Origin of the sequence: Microtetraspora glauca (genome assembly GCF_040656155.1) — a bacterium.
GTDB lineage: Bacteria > Actinomycetota > Actinomycetes > Streptosporangiales > Streptosporangiaceae > Microtetraspora > Microtetraspora glauca.
Window position 1 is genome coordinate 51,777 of record NZ_JBFALK010000011.1, and the last position, 21,277, is coordinate 73,053.

12 protein-coding genes are annotated in these 21,277 nt (G+C 65.1%); 9 read left to right on the forward strand and 3 right to left on the reverse strand.

All coding sequences use genetic code 11. The features are described 5' to 3' along the window. Nucleotide 1: 1 nt before the first annotated feature. From AB0I59_RS20570 to AB0I59_RS20590, 4 genes are all read left to right on the forward strand, one after another. Nucleotides 2-11,119: a DNRLRE domain-containing protein gene (locus AB0I59_RS20570; protein WP_358134955.1), complete on the forward strand. Its 11,118-nt coding sequence runs from the start codon at nucleotides 2-4 to the stop codon at nucleotides 11,117-11,119. 28 nt (nucleotides 11,120-11,147) lie between these two features. Next, a complete protein-coding gene (locus tag AB0I59_RS20575; RefSeq protein WP_358134958.1) occupies nucleotides 11,148-11,678 on the forward strand; it encodes a hypothetical protein in 531 nt (176 codons plus the stop codon). 572 nt (nucleotides 11,679-12,250) lie between these two features. Further along, nucleotides 12,251-12,472 (forward strand): hypothetical protein, encoded by a 222-nt coding sequence (locus AB0I59_RS20585; protein ID WP_358134961.1) that lies wholly within the window; start codon nucleotides 12,251-12,253, stop codon nucleotides 12,470-12,472. A 133-nt stretch (nucleotides 12,473-12,605) separates the two neighbouring features. After that, entirely contained in the window at nucleotides 12,606-12,812 is a 207-nt protein-coding gene (locus AB0I59_RS20590; RefSeq protein ID WP_082777438.1) for a hypothetical protein, read from the forward strand. 22 nt (nucleotides 12,813-12,834) lie between these two features. On the opposite strand, the gene AB0I59_RS20595 is transcribed toward AB0I59_RS20590, so the two are convergent. From AB0I59_RS20595 to AB0I59_RS20605, 3 genes are all read right to left on the reverse strand, one after another. After that, entirely contained in the window at nucleotides 12,835-13,827 is a 993-nt protein-coding gene (locus AB0I59_RS20595) for a phosphotransferase family protein (protein WP_061259764.1), read from the reverse strand. Then, nucleotides 13,827-16,379 (reverse strand): tetratricopeptide repeat protein, encoded by a 2,553-nt coding sequence (locus tag AB0I59_RS20600; protein ID WP_358134964.1) that lies wholly within the window; start codon nucleotides 16,377-16,379, stop codon nucleotides 13,827-13,829. The genes AB0I59_RS20595 and AB0I59_RS20600 overlap by 1 nt, the downstream gene beginning before the upstream one ends. 95 nt (nucleotides 16,380-16,474) lie before the next feature. After that, on the reverse strand, nucleotides 16,475-17,014 hold the full coding sequence (locus AB0I59_RS20605; RefSeq protein ID WP_061259762.1) for a flavoprotein: 540 nt from the start codon (nucleotides 17,012-17,014) through the stop codon (nucleotides 16,475-16,477). Nucleotides 17,015-17,126: 112 nt separating this feature from the next. On the opposite strand from AB0I59_RS20605, the gene AB0I59_RS20610 reads away from it, so the two are divergent. From AB0I59_RS20610 to AB0I59_RS20630, 5 genes are all read left to right on the forward strand, one after another. Further along, a complete protein-coding gene (locus tag AB0I59_RS20610; protein WP_061259761.1) occupies nucleotides 17,127-18,377 on the forward strand; it encodes a helix-turn-helix domain-containing protein in 1,251 nt (416 codons plus the stop codon). Between the two features lie 58 nt (nucleotides 18,378-18,435). After that, nucleotides 18,436-18,789: a hypothetical protein gene (locus AB0I59_RS20615; protein WP_061259760.1), complete on the forward strand. Its 354-nt coding sequence runs from the start codon at nucleotides 18,436-18,438 to the stop codon at nucleotides 18,787-18,789. Beyond that, complete coding sequence (locus tag AB0I59_RS20620) at nucleotides 18,786-19,145, forward strand: hypothetical protein (protein WP_358134969.1); 360 nt, start codon at nucleotides 18,786-18,788, stop codon at nucleotides 19,143-19,145. Before AB0I59_RS20615 ends, AB0I59_RS20620 begins: the two co-directional genes overlap by 4 nt. 41 nt (nucleotides 19,146-19,186) lie before the next feature. Beyond that, on the forward strand, nucleotides 19,187-19,936 hold the full coding sequence (locus AB0I59_RS20625; protein WP_061259759.1) for a hypothetical protein: 750 nt from the start codon (nucleotides 19,187-19,189) through the stop codon (nucleotides 19,934-19,936). A gap of 150 nt (nucleotides 19,937-20,086) precedes the next feature. Further along, the gene (locus tag AB0I59_RS20630) at nucleotides 20,087-21,142 is read left to right on the forward strand and encodes a hypothetical protein (protein ID WP_061259758.1); all 1,056 of its coding nucleotides are present in this window, start codon (nucleotides 20,087-20,089) and stop codon (nucleotides 21,140-21,142) included. The last annotated feature ends 135 nt before the right edge of the window (nucleotides 21,143-21,277 follow it).

A 21,277-nucleotide genomic window follows, 5' to 3' on the forward strand; every position in this document is an offset into this window, starting at 1 on the left:
CGTGGGGCCTATTGCGCGGCGAGCTCGTGTTCTGGCTCTGGCGATCGGCGTATGCCTGACGGTCCTGGTGTCTGGAATCGGTGTCCCAGCCGAGCTCTTCCAGCCGGCAGCAGCGGCGGCGACCGATCCAGCCCCCGACGCCACGGATGAGCCGGTCCCGCAGCGGGAGGTGCGAAAGCGTGCCGCCGCCAAGGGCGTCGAAGATCGCGCGGATGCGCCTAAGGCGTCGAAACCGAAGTGGCCGGACACCGGCCGGTCGGACGTTTCCCTGAGCGCGGTAGCAAAAGACGCGGGAAGCCTTCCGGTGAAGATCGGCCAGGTGGCCGATAGAGCCAATGCCGGTGGTGAAGCCCCAGCTGGTGAAGACGCAAGGGTCCGAGTCGAAACGTTGCCGCAGGCCGTTGTGAGCAAGCTCGGCGGTACCGGCCTGGCCGTGCGGTTGTCCCGGATCGATGGGGAAGCCGCGCCGGTCGGTGCGCGAATGACTCTCGACTACTCCGCGTTCCGATACGCACACGGTGGTGGCTGGGCTGATCGCCTGCAGCTGGTTCAGGTTCCCGCGTGTGCGCTGGTCGCGGGCACGCCTGAGGGCGCATGTGACCGCAGGGGTGTGGTCGTCCCGTCGGTGAACGATGTCAAAAGCGGAACACTGACCGCTGAGGTGGATGTCCTTCCCGCGGGTGGTGCCGTGACGGCGGGCGCCTCCCCGTCTCCCACGCCAAATGCCGCCTCAACCGGTAGCGAATCATCGTCCAGTGCGGAGACCGGTTCGGTCTTCGTTCTTGCGGCGGCTGCATCAGGTCCTACAGCCGGCAACTTCGCCGCTACAGACCTACGGCCTCAAGCCTCCTGGGAGGTCGGACCCCAGTCCGGAGGTTTTTCCTACAACTACCCGATCCCCGATCCGCCGTCGGTGGCGGGAGGTGATCCAGGCTTGTCGATCAGCTATGACTCCGCGCGCATCGACGGCATGACCAAGGTCACGAACAACCAGGCATCGTGGGTCGGTGAGGGCTGGGATCTCCCGGTTGGATATATCGAGCGCCGCTATCGTTCGTGCTCGTCCGATGCCGGATCCGGCAAGAACCCCAACCAGAAGGGGTGGGGCGATCTGTGCTGGGAATCGCCGGAGGAGAACGACGGCGATTCGGCCACCAACGATGCGACAGCCTCCGACTTGTTCATCAACTTGGGAGGGCAGGCAAGCCGCCTGCTCAAGACGCCGTCGGGATACAAGACCCAGCAGGACTTCGGGTGGAAGATCGAGAACCTCACAGGCGGCGACCAAGGCAGCGAGTACTGGCAGATCACCACGCAACAAGGACAGGTGTATCGGCTGGGATACAGGGCCGACTCGATCTGGCGGGTGCCGTACGTCGGCGATGACGCGGGGGAGCCATGCCGGGACCGGTACAGCACATCCAGCACATCGGCGGTCACCTGCTCCGGAATTTGGCGCTGGAACCTTGATCAGAGTCAGGACGCGCAGGAGAACGTCACCACCTACTACTGGATCAAGGAAACGAACCACTACACGCAGTCCAGTGGTGCGAGTCTCATCTATGACCGCGGCGGTTTCCTGGACAGGATCGAATGGGGTTCCAACACGCAGGTCGCCGGCAGCCGACCCACCTCGAAGATTGTTTTCAATTCTGACAGCCGAATGATCGGGCTGGACTCCGACATTCCTGATGACCTCGTGTGTTCTCCCGCTCCCGGTGGCGGCCCGGTGACATGCGAGCGCCCGCAGGGCTCGCCGACGTTCTTCATCTCCAGCAAGCTCGCAAGCATCGACACCTACGCCTGGAACGACACGATTCCGGGCTGGGACAACGTCTTGCGTCTGACGCTGGAGCACAAATACATCTACACCGAAGGCGACTCTCCGACAGCCGTGTTGTGGCTGGACTCCATCGGTCAGACCGGCCTGGTCGGTGACGATGCGAACGCGATCACGCCGCCGGAGCAGAACTTCAACGCTGTGATGCTCAGCAACCGGGTCGACACCGGCCGGATGCCGGATGGGGAGATCAACGATGTGGTGAAGATGCCCCGCATCGGATCCGTCGTCAACGGTTTCGGCGGCCAGACCCTCGTCAGCTACAGCCAGCTCCACCCCTGCGTGACCGGTTATCAAGCGACGCGGATCGCCTGGGATACGAACGTCACCGACTGCTATCCCGTCTACGACGGACGTGATGTGTTCTCCCGACCGCACTTCGCCGTCTACCGCAAGCACATGGTCACCCAAGTGACCGAGCAGGACCTGGTCGGCGGAGCGCCGGACATGGTGACCACGTACGAGTACGTCGGCACTCCGGGGTGGGCCAAGGAGATCAACTACAACACGCGCGCCGACCATCTCAGCTGGAGCGAGTTCCGTGGCTACGGGACCGTGCGCGTCATCAAGGGCAGCGGGACGGATCCGGAGGGCTTCACGGTCAGCAGTTCCCAGTTCTATCGCGGCCTGTACGACGACACCTTGGCCAATGGCGACAAGAAGCAAGTCAAGATCACGGACTATGACGGAAACAGCTGGAACGATGAGGTAACCCTGTCGGGGCAGACGTTGGAGTCGCGGACCTGGCGGTTCACCACGCCGGACCCGCTGAACACCGACCCCGCACTGCGCGGCATGGCCGAAGCCGGATCCACGCGGCACGAGTACTGGCAGCAGACCACGGCGAACGGGCCCGGCACCCTGGATCCGGTCATGGTCCGTCCGAGCCGGGACCAAACCCGCGAAGTGCTCTCCGACGGCACGTTCCGTACGTCCGCCGGCACGACGGCCTACGACTCCTACGGATTGCCCACTCAGACCGTGGACTTGGGTGATCTCAGTGTTTCGGGCGATGAGACCTGCGCTACCACCAGTTATGCCCGAAACACTGCTGGCGGTCAGTGGATGATCGCGTTTCCATCCGTGGAAGAGGAACGTGAAGGAAGCGAGTGCAGCGGGCGCCTTCTCTCCCGCCAGGTCACTCTCTACGATGGCGGCTCCGACCCCGCGACGAACACGCCGAGTGACGGTAACCCCACGGAGGCGCGCGCCTGGAGCGATGCGGACCACTTCACCGCGGTGAAGATGGCGTACGACGGCTATGGTCGTCCGACATCGTCCACGAACGCCCTGGGCAAGACCACCACGACTACTTATGCTCCGGCGGTCAACTGGCCTATAAACGGCATCACGGTCACCAACCCGTTGAACCAGTCCGCGACCACGTGGACGAATCCGCTCCACGGCGGCGTCGTCGGAATGCGTGACCTTAACGGCAACGACACCAACGTCGATTACGACGCCCTCGGACGCACGATCGCCCTCTGGACGCCTCTGCTGCCGAGAAGCGGCGGGACCCCTGCGGAGAAGTACACCTACGAGATCACGGGTACATCCCCGGCGAAGGTGACCAGCCAGAAACTGCTGTCGGGTACGGGGAGTTCGGCCAAGTGGTCCACGGCCTATTCGTTCCTCGACGGGTTCGGACGCGACCTCGAGTCTCAGCAGACCTCCCCGGCGGGCGGCCGGATCGTCCAGGTCACTAAGTACGACGCGCGCGGCTTGGTGTCGGCAGCATCAGACCCCATCTACAGCAGTGATGACGCCGGCTCGGGCCTGCTCAACCCGGCTTGGTCCAGCGTGCCGTCATGGACCAGCAACGTCTTCGACGGGCTCGGCCGCCAGGTCGCCCAGGTCGACAACAGCTACGGGAACGAGCTGCGCCGTACGATCACCAACTACTACGGCGATCACCACGAGGTGGTTCCGCCGTCTGGCGGCAAGACCGTCTACCACACCGATCTCGAAGCTCGTGTAACCAAGATCGAAGAATGGGTCGGCTCCACGACGCAGCAGGCTGTCGGACCGAAGGCGCCGGACGACGCCGCATCCGGCACATCGAGCGGAGCGAAAGCCTCATCCAAGGAAGCGGAGCCTGAGCCGACGTCAAGTAGCGCCGAGACGTCCAGAGAATCCTCTGATCGCGATGCCGAAGCGGGCACAACGAAGGCGGAGGCCGCGACGGACGCGCAGGCGGCGCTCAAAACCGCAGCCAAGCATGGCAAACGGGTACAGGTCGACGCGGCCACGACCGAGTCTTCGGTCATGTACGCGAACCCGGACGGCAAGACGTTCACGACCGAGATCACTTCCGGCCCGACCCGGGTGCTGCAGCAAGGCGAGTGGGTGCCGATCGACACCTCCCTGGTGGAAGCCAGCGGGGTGCTCCGTCCGAAGGCCGCGGTCGCGCAGGTGGAGTTCTCCGCCGGCGGAACTGGTGCGTTCGCCAAGATGACTCGCAAGGACGGCACGGTCTTCGCCCTCGAGTGGCCGACCGCGCTTCCCCGACCCAAGGTCACGGGCAACACCGCGACCTATGACCTCGGCGACGGTGCAGAGTTGGTCGTCATCGCCTTGCCGACGGGGTTCCGGCACGATGTCGTGCTGCGTCAGCGGCCCGCGAAACCGGTGGAGTACCGGCTGCCCGTGCTGACCAGCGGTCTGACCCTGGCGGTGGCCAAGGGGGGCGGCCTGACGCTGACGGACGCCAAGGGCAAGATCGCGGCCTCCGCGCCGGAACCCGTGGCCCTGGACGCCGACGCGGTCAAGAGCAGGGTGCCTGGCGACGGCAAACGAGGCAAGATCACCACCAGCGTGGTCACCGAGAACGGCCGCCAGGTGCTGGTGCTGCGGCCCGACTTCGCCTTCCTCTCCGATCCGACCACTGTTTACCCCCTCCGTGTAGACCCGACGACCACACTGCCGGTCAACGACGACGTGGACGTGAGCAGCATCTTCGGCGGCGGGTATCCGGCCAACCCGACCTTCCTGGCGGGAACCCAAACCGGCAACGCAAAGACCCGTGTCTATCTACGGTTCAACACCTCATCGCTGACGGGTTCGACGATCAGCGACGCCAAGCTGGAAGTGATGAACATCGACGCGCCCACCTGCGGCACGTCGGTCGGCGCTGGCATCCAGGCCCGCCGGTTGACCAGCGCTTGGAGCGCCTCGACGCTGACGTGGGCGAACAAGCCCACCGACACGACCGAGGACGCCGTCACCACCACCAAGGCGTTCCAAAACGGCTGTGGCACCGGCGCCGGCTATCTGGATTGGACGATCACCGGCATCGTGGCCGACTGGGTGGCGGGCGCCGCTAACCACGGTGTGGCGTTGCAGTCTCCGTCGGAGACCAACACCGACAACTGGCGGGTGTTTACCTCCTCGGAGGAGAGCGGCGAGTTCAACAGCCCGCCCAAGCTGACCGTCACCTCCAGCGGGCCCGCCTCGGCTCCCACCGTGAGCGCCCTGTCGATCACGCCGTCCAACGCGGGCGCGGTCACCTCGGTAAGGCCCACCCTGCACGCGACCGTGTCCGACACCGCCGCAGGCAGCCTTCGAGCCGACTACGAGATCGAACACGATCCCGCCTACACGCAGGAGGGCACCGGCCGGATCTGGTCGGGCTCCTCGGCGGCGGTGGCTTCCGGTTCGGACGCGCCGCTGGCCGTACCGGCCGGACAACTGACCGACGGCTGGCACCTGCGCTGGAGGGCACGCGCGGCCAACCCGAGCGCCGCCACGACCTCGGCGTGGTCGGCCTGGCAGACGGTCACCGTCACCGTGCCCGATCCGGTGGCCGATCAGCTTCAGGTCACCCCGTCCCAGACCGCGGGACAGGTCACCACCGTCACGTCGTTGACCCCGACGTTCGGGGCTCGCGTCACCGATCCGACAGGCGGGATGGCCCGCGCCGAGTTCCAGGTCGAGCACGACCCGGCCGACACGGCGCACGGAACCGGCAGCATCTGGACCGGCACTACGGCCGATGTCGCCTCCGGAACCCAGGCCAGCGTCAGCATCCCGGCCGGGAAGCTATCCGATGGATGGCAGGTCCGCTGGCGGACCCGGGCCGTGGCGGAGGGCACGAACACCTCGGCCTGGTCGGCGTGGCAGACCTTCACCGTGGACGCGCCCAAACCGGTGGTCAGCCAGCAGCAGGTCACCCCCTCGCAACTGGTCGACGGCAATCTGGTGACCCCCAGCTTGACGCCGGCGCTGGCCGTGATGGTCACCGATCCTGCTGGTGCACCGCTACGCGCCGAGTTTGAGGTCGAGCACGACCCGGCCGACACCGCGCACGGCAGCGGGAGCATCTGGACCGGATCGGTGGACAACGCCGCCTCCGGCACCAAGGCCTCCGTGACGGTACCCGCGGACAAACTGTCCGATGGGTGGAAGGTCCGCTGGCGCGCCCGCGCGACCAATACCGGCCAGTCGCTCTCATCGCCGTGGTCGGCGTGGCAGACCTTCACGGTCGACGTGCCCAAGCCCACGGTCGGGCAGCTCCAGGCCGTTCCCTCGACTCAGGTCGGAGGAGAGACGGTCACCTCAACGCTGACCCCCGAGCTGCGCGCCACCGTCACCGAGCCGGGCGGAGCCAGTGTGCGGGCCGAGTTCGAGGTGGAGCACGACCCGGCAGCTCCCGGCGGGCAGGGCTCCGGCCAGATCTGGACCGGCAATGTCGACAACGTCGCCTCCGGCAGCCAGGCCACGATCTCCGTACCGGCAGGGAAGCTGACCGACGGGTGGAAGGTCCGCTGGCGGGCGCGCGCGGTCAACACCGCGACGACGACAGCCTCGGCCTGGTCGGACTGGCAGAATCTGACAGTCACGCTCGCCCCGAGCGGCGACGAGCCGGGAATCGACCTGCTGCAGGTCACCCCCAGCACCGTGCAAGACGGCGTCACGGTCACCTCTTCGGTGACGCCGTCCCTTGCGGGCCGGGTGGTCAACCCGGCGGGCGGAATGCTGCGCGCCGAGTTCGAGGTCGAGCACGATCCGGCCGACACCGCGCATGGGACCGGCAGCATCTGGACCGGTGCGGTAGACGATGTCGCCGCCAACAACCAGGCCGTTGTGGCCATCCCTGCCGGCAAGCTCTCGGACGGCTGGAAGGTGCGGTGGCGTGCTAGGGCCGTGGCTGGCGCGACCACTTCGGGCTGGAGTGACTGGCAGTCGCTGACTGTAGACGTGCCGGACCCGGGTGTCTCCCAGGTGCACGTCACCCCGGCCAAGGTCATCGATGGAAACACGATCACAAGCACGCTTACGCCGACGCTGCACGCCACGCTCACCGATCCCAGCGGCGGCACGCTGCGCGGTGAGTTCGAGGTCGAGCACGATCCGGCCGACACCGCGCATGGGACCGGCAGCATATGGACCGGCGCGGTAGACAACGTCGCTTCCGGCGGGGACGGCACGGTGATTCTTCCTGCCGGGAGGCTCTCCGATGGCTGGAAGCTGCGCTGGAGGGTCAGAGCCGTCGCTTCCGGGGGTACGTCCGCGTGGTCGGGCTGGCAGACATTCGGCGTGGACCTGCCAGACCCGGAGTTGGGTGCCCTGGAAGTCATCCCCTCCGAGGTCGTCGATGGGGTCAGGGTGAGCTCCACCTTGACGCCGCAGCTGCTGGTCCACGTCACCGACCCGGCAGGGGGAGCGCTACGGGCCGAGTTCGAGGTGGAGCACGACCCGGCCGACATCACGCACGGCACGGGGGCCATCTGGTCCGGCGCAGTCGACAACGTGGCGTCCGGGACCAAGGCGGCGATCGTAGTGCCTGCCGGGAAACTGGCCAATGGCTGGAAGGTCCGCTGGAGGGTCAGGGCCGTCGGTTCCGGGGGAACGTCCGCGTGGTCAGGCTGGCAGGCGCTGACCGTGACCGACGTCCCGCAGGTTCCCACCATCGAGAATCCCCGAACCCAGCCTGCGTCAGGTGGTGTAACCATGACGCTGACACCGGCACTGATGGCAAAGGTGACCCTGCCCCAGGGCGGACAACTCGGTGCCGAGTTCGAAGTGGAGCATGACCCCACCGACACCCAGCACGGCAGCGGACAGATCTGGACTACAGCCGTCGAGGGTGTCACCTCGGGCGCCAACGCCGCGGTCACCATCCCAGACGGGAAGCTGAGCGACGGATGGAAGATCCGCTGGCGGGCGCGTGCGGTCAAGGGCTCGAACCGCTCGGACTGGACGCCGTGGCAGGTTGTGACCGTCGCCGCCCCTGACTTTCACAGCACGACATACGAGTACGACCTCAAGGGCCAGTTGATCAAGCAGACCGATGCGAACGGCAACGTGCGCACCTTCACCTACGACCTGCTCGGCCGGAAACTGACGACACATGACCCAGACGCCGGTGACGGTCAGATCAGCTATGACGAGGCCGGGCGGGTGACCTGGTCAACTGACGGACGCGGGCAGAAGATCTCCTACACCTACGATGATCTCGATCGTAGGACCGCCCAGTGGGCTGGCGAGGCCAGCTCTGGCACCAAGCTCGCCGAATGGGTGTATGACACTCTGGCCAAGGGAGAAGTGACCTCAGCCACCCGATTCACGGGCGGCAAGGCGTACACCACCAGGGTGACCGGCTACGACGCCATGACGCGGCCGACCGGGTCCACGCTGTCCATTCCCTCAGTCACCGGTGAAGAGGCACTGGCCGGCGACTACACCTTTACCAGCGAGTACAACACCGCCGGCATCCAGTACCAGATCGGCATGCCGGCCGCGGCCGGTCTCCCGAGTGAGACAGTCACCTCGAGCTTCACCGACCTCGGCTACGGGTTCGGGCTGACCTCCAACCTTGGCGGCGGGACCACCTACGTCAAGAGCACCAGCTACTCGGCGACCGGGCTGCTCAACGGCCGCTCATACGGCCCCAATGAGCAGGTCAAGCGGAGCATGTTGTGGGACATCACCACTGGTCGGCTGATGAATGTCACCACCCTGGCCAAGGCTGACACCGCGACTCCCGTCACAGCGCAGAACGACGAATTCTCCTACAACATCGACGACACCATCAATCGAATTCTTGACAAGACGTCCGCGGTGAGTGGCGGCACCCCTGGCCAGGCCGAGTGCTTCACCTATGACGGGCTGCACCGGTTGTCGGCCGCCTGGACCACCACCGCCGAATCGTGCGGCACCAGCGCGGCTTCAGGTGACGGCCTGGGCATCGACCCGTACGCCCATTACTACACCTACGACGCGGTCGGCAACCTCCTCACGCTCACTGATGACGGTCAGACCTCGACCTACCGCTACGCATCGGCGGGTGCTGCTTCCGTACGGCCGAATGCGGTGACCTCCATCGATCGACCGGGTGGAAGCGACACCTACAGCTACGACGACTCAGGTCAGATGACCGGCCGGATCGTCGCAGGGAAGGATGCCACCCTCCAGTGGGACGAACTCGGCCAGCTCACCAAGGCAACTGTCGATGGCAGCGACACCACCATGGTGTACGACGCGGACGGCAACCGCTTGATCCGTCGTGACGGCGCCAAGACCGTTCTCTATCTAGGCTCTATGGAGCTTGAGCTGGCGGCGGGAACGCTCACGGCCAAGCGCTACTACACCGCACCGGACGGCTCCGTGGTCGCTATGCGCAGCGGCAGCGGCTCTGGTGGCCTCACTTGGCTCGCCTCCGGCCTCCATGGTTCCGAACAGATCGCGGTGAACGATGCCGACGGGCAGGTCAGCCGGGAACGCTATCTCCCCTTTGGGCGGCGTCGTGGAGCGGACGACCTGCCGTTCACGGATCGAGGATTCCTCGGGAAGGTCGAGGATGACTCGACCGGTCTGAGTTACCTCTCCGCCCGTTATTACGACTCCTCTATCGGCAAATTCATCTCTACTGACCCGCTTATGGCCGTTATGGTCCCCCAGATGGCCAACCCGTACAGCTATGCGGCCAACAATCCAATCGGTATGTCGGACCCGACAGGTCTCATGCCCGAAGATTACGGGCGCGGCCAAAACGGCGGAGTCAAGGGCTGGCGAGAAGACACTGCCGCTGCCAAGGCCGGACGCAAAATTCGCCCCCACGACCACTACAAGCCAGTGGGGAAGCATTCGGCAACTAAGCCAAAGCGGCGTGCCAACGCAGCGGGTAACTTCGCCGGCGGTGCCTTCAAGGCAGGGTGGAGTATGCTTTGCATTCTTTGCCAGGCAATTCTGGGTGATCTTAACGATCGCGGCGTTGGCCCCACGTGGGATGGGCTTGCTGATAAGCCTTTGGAGGAGGCTGGTGTCGACAGCGGATCGGGCTGGTATCAAGCGGGCTACTGGGGCACGACTATTGGTTCGTCTTTCATCGGAGGGGGTGCTGCAGCAGGCGCAAAGGCCGCAGGGGCAGGCATAAAGGCTGCAGGGGCAGGTATAAAAGCCGCAGGGCGAGGCATAAAGGCCGCAGCAGGCAGATTGTTCGGTCGGGGATGCCCGGGCAATAGCTTCACGCCTGACACCGAGGTCGTGATGGCGGACGGTGCTGGCAAGCCGATCGAAGAGGTCGAAGTCGGAGACGAGGTGATCGCCACCGATCCGGAGACCGGCGAGACGGCGGTCAAGCCTGTGATGGCATTGATCACAGGTGAGGGTGACAAACATTTAGTCCAAATCACGGTTGACACAGACGGTGATCAGGGTGACAAATCCGGCCTAGTCATCGCTACCGATGGACACCCTTTCTGGGTAGCCGAACTGGGTCAGTGGGTCGACGCCAAACATCTCGACCCCGGCATGTGGCTCCGCACGTCCGCTGGCACCTACGTTCAGGTTGAATCGATCAAGAAATGGACCGCTCACCACCAGCGTGTCCACAACCTCACGATCGCCGACCTCCACACGTATTACGTGCTAACTGGGGCCGCGCCGGTCCTGGTCCACAACTGCAATGGTGCCGAAATAGCCCTCAAATACAAGAACGGTTGGACAGCTGAACAAATGGCAGCTGCTGATGCGAAAGTTGCCGCGCTGAACCATCAGGCCAATAATGGAGGACTCTTCGTGACGGACGCCGCTTCGGCACGCGGCTCGACCAGTGCAGCTGACCTGTGGCGGGGGGCGGGTAAAAATATCCCCGAGAACGCGGACATTGACCATCTCGTCGATCTGCAACTGGGTGGGGCGGACAATGTTAGTAATCTGTGGCCGCTAGACTTCTCTGTGAACAGAAGCCTTGGCCCGCAGATTGATCGTCAAATCAAGAGGCTGGGACTAAGGATCGGTGATCAGGTCTGTAAGGTAACAATCGCCCCTAGGTGTTAGAAACGTAGATTTGGTAGGGTGATTTGTAATGACGGAACGCGAAATATCACGTTTGGTGCGGACTAATGCGGGAATGTGTGCGCTTTGGCGGCCCGAATCATTCGAATTCGAAGAATTTGAGGAGTGGGAAGATTGGGCTACGGACAATCGTAATCTCGTTGATTCGATGATTTCTGGGGATTTCGTCCCGATAAATGTCGGCGGTGATGGTGTGTTTCAGGTTTCCGTTCGCTGGGGCGAGAACGTTCGACTCGCGGAAGATGAGCACCGATGCCTTCTTGTCTCATCTGATCCTTACCTGCTCTTGTCCGAGGGCTGGTTTGTGGTAGGCGGGCTGGAAGATGTGGGAGACGTTGCTTTTAGCTCGGCCAACAGGGTCTATTTGCCTCGGGGCCGGTATGCGGTCAGAGTCCATCTGATCGACTGGAAGATCGATCCAGCTTCAGTGGATGCCGGAGGACAGCCTACGCAGGCAGCCCTGCCCGACTTCGTAATCCTGATCGCATCAGAATCGGGTGGGCCTTACCGAACTAAAGTGCAGACCTTTGAGAGAAGGTAGCAACAACATTCGGCGAGCAGCGCGGAGCCGTGTTCGTCAGGGCTGGGAGGGTGTCTGGCGGCGATTTAATGGTTTCAGTGGCGCTCCGGCCAGGTATGAAGTGCTTCGATTGGCGTTTTCTCAGCGTGATCTACTCGGACAGTAGGGCTTTCCTGGGCAGAAACGATCACACGCGGGCAGACACGCGGACGAACAGAGGGCGCCGGAAACAGGCGTGGAGCCTTCGGTAGAAGAGGTCTCACCACAAGATCGTCCGTCTACCAGAAGGCTCCACGTGATCACCTATCCTGCCATGCTCGGGGAACCAAGAAGTGCACCAGGGCGCTGACCTGCTGGTTTCAAGCCGTCTTCGTCGTCGCCTGGTTCCGGCAGCGCCCCAACCTAGCCCTGCACGGCAAGGCGTTCGGCCTCTCCCAGGCCACCGCCTACCGATACTTGCACGAGGCCATCGACGTCCTGGCGGATCAGGCACCCGACCTGCACTCCGCCCTTCACCGTGCCGCCGGCGAAGGACTGCCGCACCTCATCCTGGACGGAAAAGTCTTCGACGCCACCGATGCTGCATCAAGACCATGAAAGGCGCACAGATCGACGCCTGGTATGCCGGGAAGACCTCCGATTTCGGCGGCAACGTTCAGGCGCTGTTCGCCCCAGACGGGTTCCCGCTGTGGACCTCCGATGTGGAACCCGGCGGCGTCCCGGACATCGACGCCGCCCGCACACACGTCCTACCCCTACGCCCAAACCATGCCGATCCTCGCGATCCCGGCTACCAATGCTCGCTAGGTGTCTGAGCGAGCCGACCCTATCCGCCTGGCGCGCCGCGCGACTGCAGGCCCGCGCACAAGCCGGCATCAACGTCGCCGACCCACCCACCATCTTGCGCCACATCTTCGACGCGATCATCTTCCTTGAGAGGATCGAGTCATGGCAGCCAAGTCCCCCTATCCCGCAGAGCTGCGTAAGCGCACGGTGCGGATCGTCGCCGAGGTCCGCCCGGACCACCCGACCGAGTGGGCCGCGATCAACGCGATCAACGCGGTCGCCGCGAAGCTCGGCATCGGCACCGCCGCTGACCTGTCCGACAGAAACCACTCCAACCTGGCGAGACGCGTAACCGACAATCAATCATGAACTACGCTTTTCGGACGCCCTCTCAGATTCTTTCTTCCGGCCGGATAAGGGCTTCGACGTGGACAGTGCTGACGGGCTTGGTCCAGTGCCAGACTTCTCCGGCCGCGTTGAGCTTGCCGGTGAGCTTGCCGATTAGGTGGTGCTCTTCGGCTGGGCTGAGTCGTTTCCCTGCGATGAGCTGGGTGTACCGCACGGTGTCGACGATGGCCGACTTCACGCGCTCGTGTGCCAGGTAGATGTCGAGGTCACGTTCCCAGCCCTGCGTATATCGTGGCGGCATGGCGCTCACCCAGCCGTCGAGCACGGCCTGGCGCTCGTCGTCGTAGTAGCTCATCTTGTGGAAGTGGACGGCGAGCTCGTAGACGGGGTCGCCCCACAGGGCGAGTTCCCAATCGAGGAAAACCACATGTCCGTCGCGAAGGATCATGTTCTTGCGGTGGACGTCTGCGTGGACCAGCACGAACGGCCGTGGCGTGAGTTCCGACCAACGCGCGAGCACCGGGGCCAACGGGTCGTCAGGGATGCCAAGCGCGGCGAACAACGAGCGATAGGGCTGGCGAAAGGTGTCGTAGACCCGTTCCGTCACGTCGGACAGCTGTCTCGCGAACGCGGGTGTGTCGGCATCGGCCGGCCACGACGGTGGCAACCCCGGCAGCCGCTCCAGCGGGACCTCGGCGAGCTGGGCGAACAGCTTGACCACGTCACGCAATACGGCAGGTGGGACGCGGCTACCACGTGGGGCGATGTCGTCGAGGACGTCTCCGGCGATGAACTCGTGCACCTGGAAAGGCGGTTCGGGCGAGACGTGCAGCAGCTTCGGAACATGGGCGACATGCGGAGCGATGGCGGCCAGGACATCCTGCTCGGGCCAGATTCGAAGATCCATGCTGTCCGCTCCGGCGATCGGGATGCGAACGATGACCGGCCCGGTTGCGGTCTCAACCCTGATGTTGTCGTTGTAGAAGCCGCTGGCCCCGTTCCTGGCCTGGACAGCGGTGTTATAGAGGTCATTCATCACGTGAGCAGCCCCCGCAAGTGATGCTTCATCCGGGTCTCCAGCATGTCCAGAGAGTCCATTGCCTCGATGGAGGCTCGGGCTTCCTGGGCTGCCAGGCTGACCGCCTCATCCTGGTGTCCGAGTATGTCGAGCAGGTATTCGGCCACGATGAGCAAGGTCGGGTAGACCTCGACGGCCACCAGTTCCTCTACGGCCCAGCGGAGTGAGCTGACCGCCGCGTCGGCTTGATCCAGTCGAGTGTGGAGGCTGGCCCGGATCAGTTCGGCTCTGGCCCGTCCGGATCTGTAGCCTGCCGTTTCCAAAGCCCGGCATGCATGGTCGAGCGACGTATGCGCGTGATCGAAGCGTCCGAGCGCCAGTTGCGCCTGGCCGAGGGCGGTGAAGGCTTTGCCGGCCTCGTGCAGGGCGCCCAGGTCGGTGTTGGCCTCGATCGCTTCCTGCGCCACCGTGATGGCGGAGAACGGGTCGGTCCAGGCGAGTAGTTCGGCCCGGTTGGTCTTGATCAGGGCTGCGCCGACGACCGTTCCCGCCTGCCGATAGCGCAGCTCCGCGTCACGGAGGTGCCGTTCTGCCCGCTCGAAGTCATAACTGAAGCGCGATGCCAGGTGCAGCAGTCGTGCCAGGTCTCCTCGGAGAACATGGGCGTCGGTAGGGCTGTCCGCGATCACCTCGTCGGCCAGGTGGAACGCCCTGCGGAACCTGCCCTGGGCCATGTGGAGGTCCGCGCTCCACAGACCTGCGGGATAGCGCTCGGGGCCGTCGCGACCTTCCCAAACGGTCGCGTAGATGTTCAACGCCTCGGAGGTGGCTCCGCCGATGCGACGACCGTGACCTGCCGCTACGGCAAGACGTGCGCCGGCACGCGTGGTCAGTGACCACGATCTGTCCGGCGTCAACTCGTTGATCTTCTCCGCGTCTCCCAGCAGCACCGCCGCCTCGGCGGCCAGGCACCGCGCGGTCTGATCCAGAAGATCGTCGGGGTCGCCCTGATCGAGGAACTCCTTGAGATCGCTGACCAGGCCGGACACCCCTTGGGAACCGCCTAAGTCGGCGATCTGGTCGGCGTAGTCGAGTAGCCGGTCGCTGGACAGGACCCCTGCGCCGAGGCCGTGGTAGGCCGCCTCCCGCAGCGCCGTCGGGGCATCGCTCTCATGAGCGCGCTCGCTCCACAGGTCATGCAGGACCCGGTGGGTCTCCCGGGTGACCGTCGGCGACAGCCGTACCCGCAGGACACTGGCCATGAGCTGGTGCAACTGGTGACGGTCCTCCGGCGCCGGATAGACGAAGGAGTACGACGTCAGCCTCTCCCAGGCGATCTGACCGGCAGGAAGATGGAAGGCCTGGGCCAGCCGGTTGAACAGCTCGAAGTCGAAGGTGCGCGCGATGCCCAGCAGCTCCAGATAGCGGCGCTCGTCCGGGTCGACGTGTTGCAGGAAGCGCTGCATGATCTCGTCCTGAGAGACCACCTGCCTTTTGCTCTCGCTGTCGACCGCGAGATGCAGATAGAAGGGCACGCCGATGCTCGCCTGTGCGATGACCTCTCGCATGTGGGGATCGGTGACGCCGCCGTCAGTCAGCAGTTCCATCCGGGCTTCCATCGGAAGCCCTTCCAAAGGGAGCTCACGGATGATGTCTCCCCAGTCGGAGGCGTACTGCTGCCAGGGCAGCGGCTCCCGGCTGGCCACGACGACGAGGCCGCGGTCGAGCTGGGCCACCAGATCCCGCAGCCACACATCGGAGGCCGCCTGGCCGAGCGCGTCGTAGGCGTCGATCACGATGAGGTACGGCCTGCCCTTGCGGCCGGCGCGCAAATCTTCAGCGAACAGGTAGGTGACCGCGTCGACCAGATCCGCGCCGGGAAGCTGGTCGAGCTGGCTCAGCGTCTCGTCGGTCCGCAGGTGACGCCGTCGCTTGCGCGCGTCAGCTCCTCGGTCCAGCAGCTTGACCAGGCCTACCGCGGTGGCGAACACCGGGACCCCGGCGGCGGTGTCGAGCACCTCCGTGAGGACCTCGCTGGACTCGACGAAGGGAAGCTCTCGCCTGGTCAGCCCGAGGTGCGGGTGCAGCCGCTGCCACAGCACCGCGTACGCGATGTCGTATCGGTCGAACCGTACGCCCTGGCGGCCGAGTTGCATGCGGAGCACGGCCAGAGCGTCCTCCTGCTGGCGGTGTGCCGGGACCTGGAGGTCCAGCGTGGCCACCATGCAGGTGTCCTGCGCGCGCTGCTCGAACTCCCGCAGCAGGCGCGACTTTCCGATCCCGCCCACACCGGTGACGTTCAGGACCCGCGGGCCGTGGCCGACCTTGCCGAGCTCCTCATCGAAGATCGCCCGCTGGTCCTCGCGGTTGACGAAACGGCGATGCAGCGCCGCGACCCGACGGAATCGGGGTTCGAGGGCCATCCGACCTCTTCCTGTGAGCACGACCATCCCGGGCACACTCTCGCCCGGTACGCCGAGAATGTGGTGGCACATGCGGCGCCGCCGCTCAATTCCGGGCAGCGGAAGACGCCGATGACTATCAAAGATCGGCTCATCGCCCGAGGTCAACGAGATCGTGAATTAGGACATCCGAAAGTGGCTCGACCGGGATGCATCACGCGAATAATTCCTGGCTTAATTGCCTTCGGGATGGATGGTCGAGGCTATAGACCGAGGCGAATCTTGTGGAGTTCCTTGTGCAGGTCCTGCCAAGGGAAGGTGGCTGCGCCGGGCGCGCCGGAGTTGGGCGCGGGGAGCCGATCGGGGTCGAAGATGATCGACACGCCGCAGCGGCGCAGTACGGCAATGCTCGTGGAGAAGGCGGGGTGGCGTGCGAGCGCTTGGTTGGGCCAGGGGACAGCCACGATCGGCAGTCCGAGTCCGATGGCCTCGTTCAGCAGCCCGAGTGCCAGGGTGTCGCTGATGCCCTGGGCCCACTTGTTGATGGTGTTGAAGGTCGCCGGTACGACGGCGATGGCGTCGGGCGGAGGCAATACGTCGGGTTCCTCGGGGCGCTTGTAGTCGCTGCGTACCGGGAAGCCGGTGGCCTCTTGGAGACGCTCGGCGTCGATGAACTTCGTGCCCGAAGGCGTCGTGACCACGCAGACCGTCCATTGATCCGCCTGGGCGTGCTCCACGAGGGTGGGCAGGTCCCCTGCGGGACGACCACCACATGCGATCACGTACAGCACGGGCTTCGCCATATGTCGCCGATCTCCGTCCTCTGACGCTTACCGAGAGCTACGATCCGTTGACTATCGGGTGAATCTGACGTGTTCTGAGGCGAACACTACGTCCCAGGTGTGAGGTCGTGCCATGGCGACTGAGCCGATAGAAGACCGCGGGCTGGACCGGCGCGTCGGGCAGCGCGTTCGAGCGCTGCGGCTACGCAAGGGGCTCGGGCTCCGAGCGTGCGCCGAACTGTGCGGGCGAACCGAAGAGTGGCTCCGGCAGGTGGAGAGAGGCGAGCAACGGCTGGACAAGCTCTCCACCTTGGTCAGCCTGGCGGGTGTACTCGGAGTGCGGGACCTCGGGCTCATCGTCGAAGAACGTCTCCAGGGGATGACGTGCGTGGTCAGCGACGGCAACCGGCTCCGGCATGAGGCCGTTCCCGCCATTCGCAAGGTGATCTCCACGCCTATCTATCCGATTGAGACGATCAGCGAGACACCCGCCAAGATCGAGGGCATACGGCATCGCCTGACCATGGCCTGGTCGATGTGGCACGTGTCCGCGCGGCCGTACACGGCGCTGGGCGGGGTAGCACCCGGGCTACTCACCGACGCGCTGGCCCTGCACCGAACGGCGGAACCCACGGAACGCCGGAAGACGTGGGCCATTCTGGCCGAGGCGTTTCAGCTGGCCCAGCGTTTTCTCTACTGCGTCGGTGAGCCGGAGCTCGCGGCGCGAGCGGCGGATCGGGCGTTGCTGGCGGCCGACGAGACGGACAATCGCGTGTTGATGGCGCTCTCCGCGTGGACGTCCACCATGGCGGCCCTGGGCCGTAGCGAGATCGAAGAAGCACGAGACGTAGCGGAAAGCGCCGCGCACCATCTGGAACCGGAACTTCCCTCGTCGAAGGCCGCCTTGTCAGTGTGGGGCTCCCTGCAGCTGTTCACGGCGATGGCCCATGCGAAGAGCCGGCGACCCGCGGACGCGTGGCGGCATTGGGATCGGGCCAATGACGCGGCGACCGCGCTCGGGCCCGCCCACCACAACCCCTTGACGATGTTCGGCCAGGCGAACGTGGGCATCTACGCCGTCGCCATCGAGGTGGAGACGGGGCGTTCGGGGGCGGCGGTCGACCGGGCCAAGGCCATAGAGATTTCTACGATTCCCTCCTCCAACCGGCGGGCACAGCACCTGCTCGACCTTGCCCGCGGCCAGTTGCGGCACAGGGACTCCGATGGAGCCCTGGCATCACTTCGGCTGTCCGAGACGTATTCGGTGGAAACGCTCATGTTCAGCCCGCCGGCCAAGCAGACGATCGTTGAGATGATCGAGGCGAGCCGTCGGCCTTCCCCCACGTTGCTGGATCTGGCCGTGCGAGCCCGCGTGATCGCGTAGCCGGCACCCCCAACCGCTGCTTGGGTTCGCGCTCCGCGGGTGGACCTACGGTCACCGCATGAACCGAGATCTTCCCGATCCGAGAGCCATAGATCGAGCCCTGAAGACCCTCGCGTCGGAACTGGAGGCCCGGCGGTTCGCCGTACGGGTTCGCATCCCTGAGGGGCGTCCGCCGCACCTTCTCGTCATCAATCCCGAGGCCCCCGTCCTCTCGGAGAACGTGCTGGTCGCTCCGGACCAGGCCGGGGAGCTGAACTACTGGTTTCCCTGGCCGGCACGGATCGCCTCGGTCACGGATGTGTCCGATGCCGCAGACCATGTCGAGAACGTCCTCGCCGAGGTGGGGCGGGGGACGGGCGAGGTGGCCCGCCCGGGGCCGATAGGCGGTCGTGCCGTCAGTGAGTCGCCATGATTCTTCACGAGACGGAGACACCCGAGCCGGTACGCATCCGTGACGGCGTACGCGTCGCCCCGGGAGAGACGGATCTTCCACCGCCATTCCACGGCGTCCATGTCGCTCCCTTGCAGAGGGAACGTGACGAGATCCACTGGCTCCAGCCGACTCCGCGCTGCACTCGTGTCCGCGTTCACGAGCACACCTGCGAGTGCAAGGCGACGATCTACGAGCTGTGCCAGGCCGGCGGCCTGACGTTCATCCGCCGCACCGTCCGAGGACCTGATGGTCCGGTCGTCCACGAGGGCCCCTGGCTCATTGCCGCGAAAGCCGAACGGCTCTGGCAGCACCTGCTGCTGGGCCAGGCCCGATAGCTCCCCTTTCACCCCCATCACCACGCGAAGGAGTACGAGCAATGTCCCCGAACACCCAAGCGCGCACCGGGTTCGGCGTGGAGCTGCCGGTCGCATTCGACCCGCGCTGGAACCGCATCCCCGGCATCACCGTGAACGGCACCGCCATCGAGATCGAGCCGGAGAAATACTTCTTCCGCTTCGAGACCTCCACCTGGCTGCTGTGTGACTGGCGGATCGTCAGCAGCGAACTCCTGCCCTCCGAGGAGACCTTCGAGACGGCCGTCGAGCAGCTCGCGCTGGACTTCGTGAAGACGTACGGATTCTCGACCTCCGACGCCGGACTCGTGCTGTCCACCGCCTGGGACGTCTACGACTACCTCTTCCGCGACGAGCACCTGCCCGCCCTCGGCCTGCCCCACGTCACCACCGACCACCTGCGGATGCTCCGCGAGGCCGCGACCTTCATGGCCCTGAACAAGGTCGAACTTGACGGGCACATCTCCAACGTCGGCCCGTGCTGGTTCCTCTCTGCCGTCACGAGCGTCGTCTTCGACCTGTCTGAGGAAGAGGCCAACATGCTGGACAGGGTCGGCACCTGGTTCAAGGGGGACCTCCGCATCGAGTCCATCAAGGCCCACGCCGCCCTCGGCGTCCTCGGCGGGCGGCTCGTCCACGGCCGCCATCTCCTTCCCGGCCAGTCCGGCGGAGCTTGCGTGCCGTACGGCGCCTCGATGGAGACCTTCGGCGCCGAGCTGACCGGCGTCCGCCAGGAATGGCTCGCCAGGGCCTTCGACCGCGGGGTCACCTGACCGGAACTACGAGCCCGTGCGTGCGCGCAAATCCGAGACGCAGCCCAGGCGACTTCATGTAGCTCGGGTCGCATCAGAGCCTCCACCGAACCCGGGGGATTCAGTCGATATTCGGATGCGTTCGTAGGTTGTGAACCGGACAATGCACCGGTGGGTGACCTCGACTTCTTCGTCGATCTGATGATCACGGGTACGGTGCTGGGCGTTGACCACACCAGCGAACTCGCAGACGTTGAGGAGGCACTCGGGCACGGCCACACATTCGAGGCGCCGTCGGGGATGCTCTCCGACTTCGGTCTGGTCGAGTTCGGCTGGTGGCGGGACCGCCCACAGGACGAGTGGGCGGTCACCTACTTCGGAGCCCAGGCCCACCGGCTGCCATGGCTTACCAGTGGCAACCAGGTCGAGACCGCCCTCGTGGACGGCTACGGCTGTTTCCGGCCCCGGCTTGACCTCGGTGAACTGCACGATGCCGTACAGGCGCGTGGGTTCACGCTCCAGGAGCGCCCCTCCTACAACGAGGGCTGCGTCGAGTACTGGGAGCCCTCATCGAGGATGGGACTCGTCGCGGTGTCGGACCCTGACGAGTGTGACGAACTGCCGGGGACCGTACTCACGATGCTCGGACCAGGAGGCCCGCATGAGTGGCTGTCCTTTCAGGGACGTGAGCAGGCGTTCAAGAGCTACGCCGTCCACGTGCTGACTCTGTCCGAACCGGAACTGGCCGCCTGGCTGGACAAGCGCGAACCTGATGCGGAGCCCTCGCGAACCGACTGGTGGACCTGTCTTCGAAGCGTGGTCGCTCGGCGTATTGGAGGGACCACTGCGGAGAACGCGCGGTGGCGGCGCCTCGGCATCCTTCTCGATCGTCATGCGGCCGAGCGGGGTGTCGACGCTGCGGACGAGGCGGCCGTCAACCTGATCACTGCGCTCGCTGAGGCTCGGAACGTGAGCGTGGCGGATGGGCTGCCGACGATGGATGAGGCGATAGAGCATTGGCTGGCGGCCACAACGACTCTGGCGAATGCCGCACGCCTGTGCACTGATCGGCCTCTCGACCCGACCGGCATTCGGCTTTCCCGCCGCCTGCGCAACCAGATTCACGTCGTCCAGCCCTGCGTGCCTGCCATCACCTCCACCGTCCTGGCTGACGAACTCCGGGGCTGGGTCGAACTCAAAAGCTCGCTGCTCCGGCTGCCTGTCTAGGACAGCGGGATATGACGGCAACGCCAGTCACGTGAGCCTCTCACCCGGGAAAGGCTCTCCAGCGGCATGCCATGGGCGGACAGCATGTTCTTCCTCCCGCGAACCGGTCTTCCATCGGATTGATCGCCTTAGTGG